The organism is Paenibacillus wuxiensis, from assembly GCF_040195695.1.
Taxonomy (GTDB): Bacteria; Bacillota; Bacilli; order Paenibacillales; family Paenibacillaceae; genus Paenibacillus_B; species Paenibacillus_B suaedae.
The window spans coordinates 93,952-107,590 of record NZ_JBEFZI010000006.1; the positions used below are offsets into that span (position 1 = coordinate 93,952).

The window sequence follows — 13,639 nt, forward strand, 5'->3', positions numbered from 1 at the left end:
TATCCTTTCAGTCTATTATTTGCAATACCGCATCACTTCATCCCGCATAGAAAAAGAGCCGCTGCAAAACAATAACGGTTCCCCGAAATTATCTTCACAGAGGCTCTTTTACCTAGAGGCTATAAGTGCAGCTTCGCTTACTTACCACAGCTCTTCTTTCTTTTTCTTAGGCTGACGCTTTATTTTATTCTGAACAGCAGGCAAATGCTTCATGCTTCGAATCATCGGTCCTTTGCAGAGTGGACAAGATTGCTCACCAGAAGCAAACTCGTCTCTTACCCATGCTTTGCATTCCGGATTTCTGCATTTCAGAATTTTTGTGATAATCAATTTCGGTTTGTCGTCTTGACTCGTTGTCACTTTCCAGTACATCCCTTTCCAATCAGCATTCATTTACCATTAGGCCGATAAAATATATCATTACTTAGCGTCACCTGTCAAAGCAAAATGTATGCTGATCCGACTATAGAAAAGAGACATCTCACGTGAGATGTCTCTAACATTCTTCAATATACAATTATTCCCGCTCGAACAAGGCAGCACCAGCAATTCCTGGCTTCGTCATTTCATGTGCATCCAGAATCGTATCCAGTTCTTCTTCCGTCAATACATTGTAGAGCAGGCACAATTCTCGAACGGATTTGCCGTTCTCCGTTGCTTCCCGTGCAATACGGGCTGACACTTCATAACCAAGGTGAGGGCTCAGCGCAGTGATAATGCCGACACTGTTTTCCACTAACTCGCGGCAGTGGTCTTCGTTTGCTTCAATTCCTTCAAGACAGTGCGTCCGGAATACGGTGAACACATTTTGCATCATGCTCAGCGATTGCAGTAGATTGAATACAAGTACTGGCTCCATGACGTTCAATTCAAGCTGACCCGCTTCCGAGGCAAGACAGATCGTGTGATCATTGCCAATCACTTGGAAAGCTACTTGATTGACAATTTCGCACATAACCGGATTCACCTTGCCCGGCATGATCGATGAACCTGGCTGGCGTGCCGGCAGTCGAATTTCACCAAAGCCAGCGCGTGGACCTGAAGCAAGCAAACGCAGGTCATTGGCCATCTTAGACATATTCATCATGCATACTTTGAGCGCAGCAGATACTTCTGTATACGCATCCGTATTCTGCGTCGCATCAACAAGATGCTCTGCATGCACAAGCGGCAATTGACTGATCTCAGCAAGCAGCTCAACAACACGCTGAATGTATCGCGGATCTGCATTCAAGCCGGTTCCTACAGCCGTTGCGCCCATATTCACTTCATATAAATGCTGCTTCGATTGCTCAATCCGGTGCATATCTCTCGCAAGAACACGACTGTATGCTTCGAAGGACTGTCCCAAGCGAATCGGAACCGCATCCTGAAGATGTGTGCGCCCCATCTTAATGACATGATCGAATTGCTTCGCCTTGCTGCAGAATGCGCTGTGAAGCTCCTTCATAACAATGAGCAGCTTATCTACGAGCGTTAAGACAGAAATATGAATTGCAGTAGGAAATGCATCGTTCGTCGATTGCGAACGATTGACGTGATTATTCGGGCTTAGGCTTGCATAGTCGCCCTTCGCTTTGCCAAGCAATTCAAGCGCTCGGTTCGCAATGACTTCGTTGGCATTCATATTCATCGACGTGCCTGCCCCGCCTTGAATCGGGTCAACGATGAATTGATCATGCCACTGACCGCCAATAATCTCATCAGCGGCTTGTACGATCGCATTGCAAGTGTCTGTTTGAAGCTGCTTCACCTCCATGTTGGCAAGAGCGGCAGCCTTCTTGACGATAGCCAAGCCACGAATCAATTCCTTGTTCATCCGCGTGCCCGATATTGGAAAATTCTCTACGGCGCGAAGTGTTTGAATGCCATAGTAGGCTTCGGCTGGTACTTCTTTTTCCCCTAAAAAGTCTTTTTCGATACGAGTCGGGTTCATAATCATTGGATTCCCTTTCCTTCTCTCATGAGTAGTAGGTTCATGTATAAGACAGAAAAAGTAACGCTCGCTTTGATTGTAATACTGTTTCACTAAATGTTCAATTTCTCATTTGGAAAATCATAATATTTAATTTTTTTATTATTAGCTATATAATAGATTTGCAAACATATGTTTGTATGTATGTGTACCATGTGCTCGAATAGAAAGGAGATTGTATGAAAGGTTCAACACACCTTAGTATCGGTGTGGCTATCGGAGCCGCAGCTGCGGCGCATTACCCGTTCTCCATCCAGAATGCGTCCATCTACCTCGCAGTTGCTGCGCTATCTGCGCTGAGCGCGGATCTTGATGGCCCAAGCATACTAAGCAGACGAATTGGCAAAGCTGCCAAACGGGTACATACTCTATTGATGTGGCTTGGCGTATGCTGTGCTGCCGGTGCCATCTATCAATATGGAGCGAGTGGTTCGTTAAGCCAAGAGGCCATCGTTCTTACAATTGTCGTGCTTCTGCTCGGATTTGTAGCGAAAGAAGGATTAATTCGCAACATCATGGTCAGCTGTGTCGGTGGAAGCATGCTCATAGGCGGCATCCTGCTCGGCTGGAGCTGGCTCATTGGGCTGGGCGTCTTCGTTGTCTGGGTACCATGGCTGAATCATCGGGGATTATCACATACCATCTGGGCAGCTCTATTATGGGGAGCTATTGGCTGGGGATTGGAACAGCACTTGGAGCTTGAAGGAATTGCGCTCGTATCCTTACTTGGCTACGGTTCCCATCTCATTGCAGATACCTTAACCCCTCGTGGTGTGAAGTGGTTTTATCCACTATATAAGCGGTCGATTAAGCTGCGGCTGTAATGGCGCTGGCTCTTGATACGGCCAACCCGTACCGTGATCAGGACAATGATGTGATGTCTCATGCAACTATGTTAATAGACATCCATAACCTTTATCATTAACTAGGCAAGGAGCCTCTAAGCGATTGTACAATAGTACTTATCGCAGTTGAGGCTCCTTTTCTCATGATTTTAGTAATGCAATATGATTTTGTTGTCGGTACTTCGTTGGACTCGTCTCCATTCGATTCTGGAATACCCGATTGAAGGTCGGATATGAACGAAACCCTGCCTCAAATCCTATTTCCGTTATCTTCATATCCGTACTGATTAACAAGTTGCATGCATGTGCCACTCGTATCCGCTCTAAGAAGGAGTAGTAGTTCTCTCCGACCATTTGCTTGAAGGCCGTGCTAATATAGGACGAACTGTAATTATACTTTTGCGCTAAGGACTCAAGCGTAATCTCTTCTTTGAAATTTTGGTATACATAGTAGACAACCTCCCACATTCCCCTTCGCAAATGATCCTCGCCAGTATGGGCACCCTCATGAAGGTGGGAGATACGATATCGGTCGAACCATACGAATAGCTCGGTAAGCTTCGCAAGATAGATCATACGGCTCCAAGGCTTATGCTCCTGCATTTCCTCAAACATGTCTTGAAGCAGCAGATGAATGCGCTCAGCGGTACTTGGATCCAGATGGTATGTCGTATTGCTGTCACCCTCTGCCCCTTTGAGCAAGCTGTGAAGAGCAAGCAGAGATTCTCCAGCCCCAAAGAAGGCCTTCAGCCCAATTGCCCCAACATACAGTTTCAGCTCCTCACCTTCCCGTATATCCAACTCGTGAACCTGATGTGGGAATACAAGGGTGAAGGTTCCTGGAGTGAGCTCCTTCTCTACCCCATTGATTAGCTCCTTGCCTGAACCCTCTATGACGTATGTAAACTCAATAAAATGATGCACATGTGCGGGAACTGATGCTTCAAGATGATGGATCTTCAATGTGAACGGAAAGTCTCCGTATATCTCCTCATCCCCCTGTAAATTGTATGGATACATCCGCTCACCACCTCTTATCTCTTCGATTGTTTGTCATGATTATTCTATCATAAAAATTGAGAGTTTTTTTAAATTAATGATAGGAGATAAAAATGATTATGTCATATAATACATTGTGTAAGTCATATTTGATATAACATTTCATAAGTTGTGTCTGATGGGAGTATCCATTGCTCCTCCAGCGCAACTGTCTACAAAGGAGCGAACACCGATGAGCTTGCTATCTCACGTAAACCCACTACACGGTACGGATTCGATATATCCTTATTCCAACGGGAACACATTGCCGCTTATTTCCATGCCATTTGCGATGAATGCATGGAGTCCACAGACAACTGAAGCTGGTGGCGGCTGGTTCTTCAACCCGAATCACAATCGATTTGAAGGCATTCGTCTTACCCACCAGCCGAGCCCTTGGATTGGAGATTACGGACATATGACATTTATGCCGCAATCCGGACCATTGAAAGCTTGGGCACCTGAGCGTTCCTCCTCTTTCCGCAGACAGGACATGATCGTGCGTCCTGACTATTTCAAGGTTCGGATGCTGCGCTATCAGGCTACATTGGAATTGACGCCAACGACGCGCTGCGCAAGCATGCGTCTGACCTTTGACCGTCCTGAGCAGTCTCGTCTTATCCTGTCTCCATTCCCTGGTGAATCTTCGATGAAGATTGATCCGAAGAACGGTACACTGACAGGCTACACGACGGCTAAGGCTGGAGGAACCCCTGACAATTATCGCATGTACTTCGTTGTGAAGTTCGACTGTGCAATCGATGCAGATGAAAGCGGATTGACGAACCATGAATCCAAGCCGGTTGCTGGCTTGTCTGGTACAGATGAGCGCCTTGGTGCTTATGTAGGACTGAACGTGCCAGCCAACCGTGTTGTTCACGTTCAGGTAAGTACTTCTTTCATCAGTGAAGAGCAGGCCTTCATCAACCTGAATCGCGAAATCGGCGAGCGCAGCTTCGATGAAGTACAGAAGCTGGCTGCAGATGTATGGGAGAAGCAGCTTGGTGTCATTCAGGTCGAGAGTGATGACAAGGACAAGCTGGATACGTTCTATACTTGTCTGTATCGGACTTCCCTGTTCCCACATCAAATCCATGAATTTGATGCGAATGATAAGCAAATCCACTTCAGCCCGTACAATGGAAAGATTGAAGATGGTCCGCTCTTCGCAGATATTGGATTCTGGGATACGTACCGTACGTCGTTCCCGCTGTACAACCTGCTCTATCCGTCCTTCATGAATGAAATGATGCAGGGCTGGGTGAATGCTTACAAGGAAGGCGGCTGGATGCCAAAATGGGCTTCTCCAGGTGAGCGCAGCATGATGCCTGGTACGTTGATCGACGTCAGCTTCGCAGATTCCGTAGCCAAAGGCGTTACTGGTTTTGATGTTGCCACTGCCTTCGAAGGTTTGTTGAAGCATGCGATGACTGTAGCGGATGATCATCGTGTAGGACGCAAAGGAATGCAGGAGTACTTGAAGCATGGCTTCTTGCCTGCTGACATCCATACCCATGAGAGTGTCTGCAATACACTGGATTATGTGTACGGTGACTTCTGTATTGCACAGATTGCGAAGCATCTGGGACGCGATGCGGAGTATGCGCAATTGATGGAACGTGCCCGCAACTACAAGCACCTGTATGATCCAACAATCGGTTTCATGCGCGGTAAACTCGAAGACGGAAGCTGGCTGGAGCCATTCGACGCCACAGAATGGGGCGGTCCTTATACCGAAGGTGGAGCATGGCAGAGCAGCTGGGCTGTGCAGCATGACCTTCTTGGATTGGCAGATCTGATTGGCGGACGTGAGAAGTTGAAGGAGCGACTGGATGCCTTGTTCGCAGCAGATCCAGAATTCAAAGTGGGATCCTATGGCTTCGAAATTCATGAAATGTCGGAGATGGCTGCAATTGACTTCGGTCAGTTCGCGATCAGCAACCAGCCTAGCTTCCATATTCCATATGTGTATACTGCGCTTGGATACCCAACCTTGACTCAATATTGGGTGCGCAAGACGATGGACGAACTGTTCAGTGCGCAGCCTGACGGCCTGCCTGGCGATGAGGATAACGGCAGCTTGGCAGCTTGGTATGTATTCGGTGCAATGGGCATCTTCCCTCTTACACCGGGGGTACCGCAATACGTACTGGGAACACCAATGTTCAAGAAGATGACGGTCAACTTGGACAACGGCAAGCAGATTGTCATTGAGGCGCCGAACAACTCTTCGGAGACGAAATATGTCGCAGGTGTGCAAGTAAATGGCGAGCACGTATCCAATCTGTATATTGATCACGGGCAGCTGACGAATGGGGCTTCGTTGTCCTTCACGATGTCAGAAGAACCACAGCAACAGCAATATGAAGATGCGACCCTGCCATATGCAATGTCAAGAGCATAAGGATGTCATATCGTCTCGAACGTGATTAAGCTCGTTGCGTAGACATTAACGAACAAGAATGAAACAAGACTAAGGGGTGCTCCGGTCAACATCCGACCTGGAACACCCCTATTTCTCTACAATGCGCTCTGCAGCCTGAAGGGCCGTCAGTCTCTCCATCGCCAGCTGCACTGCCATCACATCATCAATATATCCGATTGGGAACAGATAGTCTGGAATAATGTCTGCCGATAAAATGAAATACAGCAGTGCGCTTCCTAATACGGCACGTTCTTCTACTGTTGCTTGTTCGCTGCAATATTGGGTGTACGTATCATTCAATTGATCGATAAATGGTCCCCAACCGCTTACCTCCTTCACCTTGGCATGGAAATTGTCGCGAATCATTCGATCTCCTTCATTGGTTTGCGCGTATTGCTCGTATTTATCCAGTTCTAGACGTACATGCTCCTTCGTGAATGGATAATCAAGCAGCTGTATGGACTTGAGTATGAATTGAAGGCTATCCTCCTGTAATTCATCTCCAATCGGTACCACTGGTACCGTGCTCAATTTGCCGAACTCGACGCCAACCGCCTCCATGAGCTGTTCAACGGGAATTGATAAATGCTTGGAAAATGAAGTTATATGGTGTATCTTAGCGGGCTGCTTGCCGTTGATAATTCGAGAAATCGTAGCGGTATCCATTCCAGTCCGCTCCCCCAATTTGCGCATGGAGAGCGAATGCTCCTTCATCGATTTTTTCAACATGTCACCGAGTGGGTTGTTCTGTTCGATGGCTATCACCCCTTGTCGCAGTCATATTCTACTGCCCATTCTCGCTCTGTTTATGACATGTATATGCACAAGTTCGCCTAGCCTACCCCATAAATTTGACATCAACGTATGACCAAGTTTGAACGAGGAAGGCCACAGATGTAGACAGATAAGCATTCATTGCAACCACCTCAACACATCTCCCATCAGCATGCGGTTGATTCTTATCACAGGCCAATCAGCTTGCTGTTGATTTTTTTTCAACATTTCGGCGATTCCGGTTCACAACTCTCAACATCGTGACATATGATACCTCAACAGTGCTGCAAGCGGCACCGGATTATACCCACAATAAGGAGTTGAACAGCTATGTATTACTGCCTGCAATGTTCCAAAGTCCATCAAGAGGATGGCACATCGGTAGTATTTCGGAATGTGTTCTATGTAGATGAGATGAGCAAACGCAAATTCCAGCTTGGAGATTGTCATTCGAACCCCCCCCTGCCTTATTCAGCAGGAAGTGAGCATCAGCTAGTGTTCGTGCCTCCGAGGGAAACTGTGCTGCAGATGCTTCACGATTGACAGGACGGCAAATGACATTCAATAAACAACCATTTATAACTTCGAATCAAGGGAATTAACCAAGGGAGAGATTCATCATGCAATGGATTATGATTATAGGATTAGCAGTCGCTTCGAGTATAGATAATTTAGGGGTGGGAATATCGTACGGAATACGAAAAATACGAATTGGAGTGCTTTCGAATCTATTCATTTCGCTCATCTGCTTCATTTTCAGTATGGCCGGTCTCATGTTCGGTCAATGGATATCGCAGGTTCTTCCTGGTATACTGCCTACCTTGCTTGCCGCATTCATCCTGCTTATTGTCGGCATCCGCATTGTTCTACTGACCTCTCACCATGGCAACTCGACGGAGACCGCTGCAGTAGAAGCAAGCAGTGAAGCTAATTCAAGCTCTTCACTAGAGCGAATGCTGCAGAGACCAGAGGAAGCGGATAAGGATAAATCGGGAACGATTAACTTATGGGAAGCAGCTGTGCTTGGCGTTGCACTGTCTGCCAATGCGCTTACAAATGGCCTAAGTGCTGGACTTATCGGGTTATCACCGCTCGCCATATCCCTAACCGCAGCGATCGGCAGTTTTGTCACATTGTGGCTGGGTGCCTTGCTTGGGCAGAAGATGGCCAACATTCGCATAGGACGCTATACAGTAGGACAATTCAGCACGGTGCTAAGTGGAGCTATCATCATTCTTGTCGCTATCAATTCTTTCTTCTAACCTAACTAACATAAGAGACCCTGTCTGCTATGCGTTCAAGGCATAGCAGACAGGGTCTCTTATCATTTATGGAAGACGATTGACAGCAACTTCATTAAGAATCATTGCACTGCCACCGCCGATTAATTTTGTCTTGATACCATATACAACGCAATCCAAATGAGAACGAAGCCTGAAATTTGCGCTGCAGTGACCGCCTGATGGAACACGAACCAATTCATCATCATCCCTACCAATGGGAATGACAACTCAGCCAGAGTCGCATATGAGGCCTTGGTAGTCGATAGACCGCGATAATACAGCAAGAGACTAATCAATCCTGGAAGAAGAGCCTGCAAGAAGATGTAGAACGACAGTGTCCCCCATTCTGATGCGGCGAAATTCCAGCTTGGTGACTCCCATGATGTCAGCACGATGAGCAGAGGGAGTGCCATCAAAAATCGCAGCGATGTGACCGTCTCATATTCCATTTTGTCGAGAAGCAACCGTCCCATAACTGTGGAACCGCCCCATAGGAATGCTGCTCCAAGTGCCAATAGACTGCTGAAGCCAATGACTTCATTGTAATGCCCAATTGGCAAAGACCATCCAAAAGTCAATAAATACGTACCGATAATAGCAAGAATAAGCAGTAGCGAGAAGCGACGCGGGAGCGTCTCCTTCAACAACAGCCGCGCTAATATAATTGCAAAGACTGGTTGCAGCTTCTGCAGCAGCAGTACGCCATTCGCATCACCATGTGCAAATGCTTCGGTAAACATAATGGTCGCTATTACTGAGCCGCCCCATGACAGGAACAGCAATGCCAGTACATGCTTCCATGTGCAGTTGCGCAGCTCTTTCCGGTGCATCCATAACACCGGGATCGCGTACAAGGCGAGCATCAGATGCTCAATCAATACAATTTGCGTCGAAGTCATAGACTCCATGACCCATACCCGGAACAGTGGGCCAATTCCCCACAGTGCCGCCCCCATCGCAACGAACCATACTCCTCTTGCAGAGCTGCTCATGCGTGTGTCGGCCTGGATACGATGTTCCATATTCAATAACCTCCAAGGTTGTTGAATATAGGATCTAGACATGCAGAAGAGAAAAATTCGCATTAGACCTGTTGTTGTATGCAGTTGTACCAAACAACGTGTGCGAGATCTTCTTCCATCCGGACTATACCGTCGGCCTTGGCTTCTCACCAAATCAGTCGCTGTTCTTCCGTTCGATGCTTACATGTTACAAGTAACCGAGTAAGCGAACAACGAGTCGCGGGCTCGGGCGCAGCTGCACCCATACCGCCGGTCAGGAATTTCACCCTGCCCTGAAGATCCATATTCAATCCACATAGTAGCATGCTGTTGCTTCCTTGACATGCCCTGACTTCATTATATCTAGATTTTCAGATTGAGCAATATGACATTTCGCATTTTCATGAAAGTTTTCACCATTTGCATATATTACCATCCCGACTTTTCAATCGAACCTTCTTCATTCAATCGTTGCATCCCTGTCTATTTCATCTACAATAGATCATATACAGCGGCACAATCATTTATTGAGGGGGATTGTCAATGTCAATTATTCGTTTGAACAAGGAACAGTTTTCTGAAGCCATATCGCTATCCGAGTATGCTTTCCAGTACAGCGTTGAACCTGAAGACTATGAAGAATATCTGCATAAATTGGGGAAACATGAGATTTTTGGTGTGTACGATGAAGGCAAGCTCGCTGCGAAGCTTCATATCCTTCCTTTTCACATCTATATCGGCCAGAATAAGCTGAAGATGGGTGGAATCGGTGGGGTTGCCACCTATCCTGAATTTCGACGCAAAGGATATGCCAAGCAATTGCTGCACCACTCACTGCGCGTGATGCAGGCCGCTGGAACTTCTATATCCATGCTCTATCCTTTCTCCATCCCCTTCTATCGCAAAGCAGGCTGGGAAGTATTCAGCGACCGCATGACTTGCCAATTTACCCGTCATGATCTAATTCCATTGAATCCTGAACTGGCAGGCATTGTTCGCCGCTTTACCAAGGATACGCATTCTACTGATATTGAAGCGGTATATGACGCATGGTCATCACAGCATTCAGGTATGGTCGTTCGCGATCACGAATGGTGGCTTGCTCACTATCATAATCGCACCGCGGCGGTGTACTATAGTGAGCATTCGCAGCCTCAAGGGTATATGTTGTATGAGATAAAAAATAATGCTATGCATGTACATGAATTCATGTGCGTTACAAGGGATTCTAGACAGGGGCTATGGAATTATATTTGTCAGCATGATTCTATGGTAGAGCAAGTAAATATGCGTCTTTGTGAGAATGAGCGCCTGTTTTTCGCCTTGAGCCTTCCACGAATTGTTCGTACCATACAACCTTTTGTCATGGCACGAATTGTAGATATTACATTATTTCTACAGCAATATACGTTTGCACCTGTACCTGCACATCCTCCTCTCTCTATATACATAAGTGACGACCAGGCTCCATGGAATAATGTAGTCATTCATTTTGAGAACGGGCAAGCTGCTATTCACTCTCAAGATGAGAAGCAGGTTCGTACCACTGTCAACATGACCAACACCCTGTCCATGAACATTAGAGCACTCACAACGATGCTGCTAGGTTATCAGCGACCATGCGAATTATTCGATAACGGATTTATTGCAGGTTCCATCAACAGTGTTGATACTCTAGAGCAGCTCGTTCCGCGACTTCATCCATATATATCAGACGCTTTCTAAGCTAAGCGAAGTAAGTATGAGCATTCATCTCCAATTGGCATTACAGTCCGATCATTGCAACGTCTCTCCCTCTCAATTAAGCAATAGGATTGAGAATCACAATTCATCTTCGTTATAATAAGCTGTATGAATCTATGTAAGGGAGTTTTTGCAATGACGCGTAGTGCAGTAGAACAACAAATTATCGACAATTATGAGCGTGATGAGCAAATGATGATTCTTATCTTTGCACAATGGTGTGTGAACCATAATCTTGATCCAGCCGAGCTCTATCATCGCGCATACCCGAAGCAGGGCGACAACTATCGATTGCAGCAGGCAATTGATCTTACGGTTCCGAAGGAGGAGGCCGGACCAATTCCTGACGACACTTTGTTCGCCGTGCTGTCTATGTACAACAACGAAGATCTTGCCTTCGTCGTGTCGGAAGAGTTGGAGAAGATGAAGCAGGCTCACAACAAATAAGGATTACTTGTATTCTCATTAGGAATGCATGGGTATCAGTGCGTATAAGTTTACTGCAAATATGGAATAGTAAGCCATGATTGATCGATTCTAACCTACATCAAGGAGTATATTTGCATATGAAACGCATTCTGATTGCCACTGCTCTCCTCTGCTTGCTTGCCGCAAGCATTCAGCCAGCCGCATACGCCGAACAGGGTCCAGCATTTCACTTTGGATTCAAAAAGAGTGTAAACGGCAAGCTTCCTTCGATTGACGAGGAAGGCTTCAAACCGACGATTGAGAAGCACGGAGCTATTTTTCTCGGAGATACAAACAAAAAAATGATTTACTTAACCTTTGATAACGGATACGAAAATGGATACACGGCTCAAATTCTGGATACGTTGAAGGCGAAGAAGGTTCCAGCCATCTTTTTCGTTACCGGACATTATGTGAATACACAGCCAGATTTACTGAAGCGGATGATTAATGAAGGACATCTGATCGGGAACCACTCGTGGAGTCATCCGGATATGACTACCATATCGGATGAGCAGATTCGAACCGAATTGGATAAGGTCAAACAGGCAGTATCAGCTGTCACGGGCAAGCAGGATATGCCTTATCTGCGACCACCACGTGGTATCTTTAATGACCGGACTCTAGCCATCACGAAGAATATGGGGTACACGAATGTATTCTGGTCCGTGGCTTACTTGGATTGGGATGTCAATGCCCAACGGGGAACGAGCTATGCATATGATAAGGTTGTAAAGCAGCTTCATCCTGGAGCGGTCATTCTGCTCCACTCCATATCGAAGGATAATGCTGGGGCCCTTGGCGCCATTATTGATGGTGCACGTCAACAAGGATATGAATTTGCAAGCCTCGATCAACTCAACGTACAGCAATCCAAATAGTAACAATCATTACTTGTTCAACGCAAGCTGATGAGCGCAATTAAGGGCTGGGGACGGTCATACGTCCCACAGTCCTTTTTTAGGTTGATAATCATGATTTTTATTTCAAGTTGGGAGCAGTTGGTGTATACTAGCACATTGTGATTACCATTCATTCATATACCGAGGTGTCTTCTGCTCATGTCATCAAGAAAATCATCGCATCTGTATGCCCTGCTCATCGTAGGTATGATCGCAATCTCTTTCTCGGCCATTTTTGTAAAATGGTCAACTGCCCCCGCCGCTGTCATTGGCATGTATCGTCTCCTGATAACGAATATTGTGCTTCTGCCATGGGCGTGGACCTATCGATCCGAATGGAGCTCTGTCCAGCGCAATGATTGGCTGCGTCTGTTCCTGTCAGGCTTCTTCCTCGGTTTGCACTTTCTCCTCTGGATGGAGTCGCTGCGCTATACGACTGTAGCGAGCTCGACCGTTCTGCTTGCCTTGGAACCCATACTTGTAATGGCCGGATCATTCTGGATTTTCAAACAGCGAACGACGAGAAATTCATTAATTGGTGTCGGGATTGCTTTATGCGGCATGCTGCTCATTGGCTGGGGTGATATGGCCATTTCCGGGAGAGCGTTATATGGAGACATTTTATCTATCCTTGGTACGATTTCGGTCGTCATACACATGCTGCTAGGTCAGGATTTGCGACAGCGCGTCTCGTCTTACGTCTATAACTTTACCGTTTTTCTCGTAGCTGGTCTGGCGTTGGCTGTTTACAACCTTTCCGCAGGCTACTCCTTTATTGGATATGAAGCTAGAGAATGGCTCTTATTCGCATTAATGGCTGTCATCCCAACCGTGCTTGGACATATGCTGTTCAACTGGTTGTTGAAGTACACCAGCGCCACATCGATTTCGATGAGCGTGCTCGGCGAGCCTGTAGGTGCTACCGTTCTCGCGTGGCTTCTATTGGGAGAATCATTAACGACTACCCAATTTATTGCCTGTGTGCTTCTCATTGCGGGGGTATGGATATTCCTCATGAGTGAACGACGGGCGAACCACTCCACTCCAGCTGCAGCAATGGACCCGAACACGACTCGTTCGGTCTCCTAATCAACTACATCCCATTCAATCGTATCATTCAACTGTTAACGACAAAAAAGCCGATGCTCGCTGATGCGAATATCGGCTTCTTCCAACCATACTGGT

General features: G+C 46.6%; 13 protein-coding genes and 1 riboswitch. Of the genes, 8 read left to right on the plus strand and 5 right to left on the minus strand.

Annotated elements, in window-relative coordinates:
• Positions 1 to 141: 141 nt before the first annotated feature.
• Positions 142 to 360 (minus strand): cold-inducible protein YdjO-related protein, encoded by a 219-nt coding sequence (locus ABN764_RS14560; protein ID WP_021253672.1) that lies wholly within the window; start codon positions 358 to 360, stop codon positions 142 to 144.
• A gap of 157 nt (positions 361 to 517) precedes the next feature.
• Positions 518 to 1,936, minus strand: coding sequence for an aspartate ammonia-lyase (aspA, locus tag ABN764_RS14565; protein WP_152521949.1), 1,419 nt, complete (start codon positions 1,934 to 1,936; stop codon positions 518 to 520).
• 218 nt (positions 1,937 to 2,154) lie between these two features.
• Here aspA and ABN764_RS14570 point away from each other — a divergent pair, with 218 nt between their 5' ends.
• Positions 2,155 to 2,799, plus strand: coding sequence for a metal-dependent hydrolase (locus tag ABN764_RS14570; RefSeq protein WP_174810545.1), 645 nt, complete (start codon positions 2,155 to 2,157; stop codon positions 2,797 to 2,799).
• 162 nt (positions 2,800 to 2,961) lie between these two features.
• On the opposite strand, the gene ABN764_RS14575 is transcribed toward ABN764_RS14570, so the two are convergent.
• Positions 2,962 to 3,840, minus strand: a complete 879-nt coding sequence (locus ABN764_RS14575; protein ID WP_021253675.1) for an AraC family transcriptional regulator — start codon at positions 3,838 to 3,840, stop codon at positions 2,962 to 2,964.
• Positions 3,841 to 4,051: 211 nt separating this feature from the next.
• On the opposite strand from ABN764_RS14575, the gene ABN764_RS14580 reads away from it, so the two are divergent.
• On the plus strand, positions 4,052 to 6,262 hold the full coding sequence (locus ABN764_RS14580) for a GH92 family glycosyl hydrolase (RefSeq protein ID WP_446672311.1): 2,211 nt from the start codon (positions 4,052 to 4,054) through the stop codon (positions 6,260 to 6,262).
• A gap of 108 nt (positions 6,263 to 6,370) precedes the next feature.
• On the opposite strand, the gene ABN764_RS14585 is transcribed toward ABN764_RS14580, so the two are convergent.
• Positions 6,371 to 7,012 (minus strand): DUF1232 domain-containing protein, encoded by a 642-nt coding sequence (locus tag ABN764_RS14585; RefSeq protein WP_446672312.1) that lies wholly within the window; start codon positions 7,010 to 7,012, stop codon positions 6,371 to 6,373.
• A gap of 375 nt (positions 7,013 to 7,387) precedes the next feature.
• Between ABN764_RS14585 and ABN764_RS14590 the strand changes: the two genes are divergently transcribed.
• On the plus strand, positions 7,388 to 7,600 hold the full coding sequence (locus ABN764_RS14590) for a DUF3973 domain-containing protein (protein WP_021253678.1): 213 nt from the start codon (positions 7,388 to 7,390) through the stop codon (positions 7,598 to 7,600).
• Positions 7,601 to 7,677: 77 nt separating this feature from the next.
• Complete coding sequence (gene ytaF / locus ABN764_RS14595) at positions 7,678 to 8,319, plus strand: sporulation membrane protein YtaF (RefSeq protein WP_446672313.1); 642 nt, start codon at positions 7,678 to 7,680, stop codon at positions 8,317 to 8,319.
• 122 nt (positions 8,320 to 8,441) lie between these two features.
• Here ytaF and ABN764_RS14600 read toward each other — a convergent pair whose 3' ends face one another.
• Positions 8,442 to 9,362 (minus strand): DMT family transporter, encoded by a 921-nt coding sequence (locus ABN764_RS14600; protein WP_268624842.1) that lies wholly within the window; start codon positions 9,360 to 9,362, stop codon positions 8,442 to 8,444.
• A gap of 103 nt (positions 9,363 to 9,465) precedes the next feature.
• Positions 9,466 to 9,646: riboswitch (FMN riboswitch) on the minus strand.
• Positions 9,647 to 9,884: 238 nt separating this feature from the next.
• On the opposite strand from ABN764_RS14600, the gene ABN764_RS14605 reads away from it, so the two are divergent.
• From ABN764_RS14605 to ABN764_RS14620, 4 genes are all read left to right on the plus strand, one after another.
• Positions 9,885 to 11,066, plus strand: a complete 1,182-nt coding sequence (locus tag ABN764_RS14605) for a GNAT family N-acetyltransferase (protein WP_446672314.1) — start codon at positions 9,885 to 9,887, stop codon at positions 11,064 to 11,066.
• A 153-nt stretch (positions 11,067 to 11,219) separates the two neighbouring features.
• Complete coding sequence (gene yxiS, locus ABN764_RS14610; RefSeq protein ID WP_268632653.1) at positions 11,220 to 11,531, plus strand: protein YxiS; 312 nt, start codon at positions 11,220 to 11,222, stop codon at positions 11,529 to 11,531.
• 119 nt (positions 11,532 to 11,650) lie between these two features.
• Entirely contained in the window at positions 11,651 to 12,433 is a 783-nt protein-coding gene (gene pdaA, locus ABN764_RS14615) for a delta-lactam-biosynthetic de-N-acetylase (RefSeq protein ID WP_072729926.1), read from the plus strand.
• Between the two features lie 180 nt (positions 12,434 to 12,613).
• The gene (locus ABN764_RS14620; protein WP_446672315.1) at positions 12,614 to 13,543 is read left to right on the plus strand and encodes a DMT family transporter; all 930 of its coding nucleotides are present in this window, start codon (positions 12,614 to 12,616) and stop codon (positions 13,541 to 13,543) included.
• Positions 13,544 to 13,639 lie beyond the last annotated feature (96 nt).

What these genes read in the sequence shown, in the direction of transcription:
- aspA (WP_152521949.1), bottom strand. Translation starts at nt 1,936, where the DNA reads ATGAACCCGACTCGTATCGAAAAAGACTTTTTAGGGGAAAAAGAAGTA.
- ABN764_RS14570 (WP_174810545.1), top strand. Translation starts at nt 2,155, where the DNA reads ATGAAAGGTTCAACACACCTTAGTATCGGTGTGGCTATCGGAGCCGCA.
- ABN764_RS14575 (WP_021253675.1), bottom strand. Translation starts at nt 3,840, where the DNA reads ATGTATCCATACAATTTACAGGGGGATGAGGAGATATACGGAGACTTT.
- ABN764_RS14580 (WP_446672311.1), top strand. Translation starts at nt 4,052, where the DNA reads ATGAGCTTGCTATCTCACGTAAACCCACTACACGGTACGGATTCGATA.
- ABN764_RS14585 (WP_446672312.1), bottom strand. Translation starts at nt 7,012, where the DNA reads ATGTTGAAAAAATCGATGAAGGAGCATTCGCTCTCCATGCGCAAATTG.
- ABN764_RS14590 (WP_021253678.1), top strand. Translation starts at nt 7,388, where the DNA reads ATGTATTACTGCCTGCAATGTTCCAAAGTCCATCAAGAGGATGGCACA.
- ytaF (WP_446672313.1), top strand. Translation starts at nt 7,678, where the DNA reads ATGCAATGGATTATGATTATAGGATTAGCAGTCGCTTCGAGTATAGAT.
- ABN764_RS14600 (WP_268624842.1), bottom strand. Translation starts at nt 9,362, where the DNA reads ATGGAACATCGTATCCAGGCCGACACACGCATGAGCAGCTCTGCAAGA.
- ABN764_RS14605 (WP_446672314.1), top strand. Translation starts at nt 9,885, where the DNA reads ATGTCAATTATTCGTTTGAACAAGGAACAGTTTTCTGAAGCCATATCG.
- yxiS (WP_268632653.1), top strand. Translation starts at nt 11,220, where the DNA reads ATGACGCGTAGTGCAGTAGAACAACAAATTATCGACAATTATGAGCGT.
- pdaA (WP_072729926.1), top strand. Translation starts at nt 11,651, where the DNA reads ATGAAACGCATTCTGATTGCCACTGCTCTCCTCTGCTTGCTTGCCGCA.
- ABN764_RS14620 (WP_446672315.1), top strand. Translation starts at nt 12,614, where the DNA reads ATGTCATCAAGAAAATCATCGCATCTGTATGCCCTGCTCATCGTAGGT.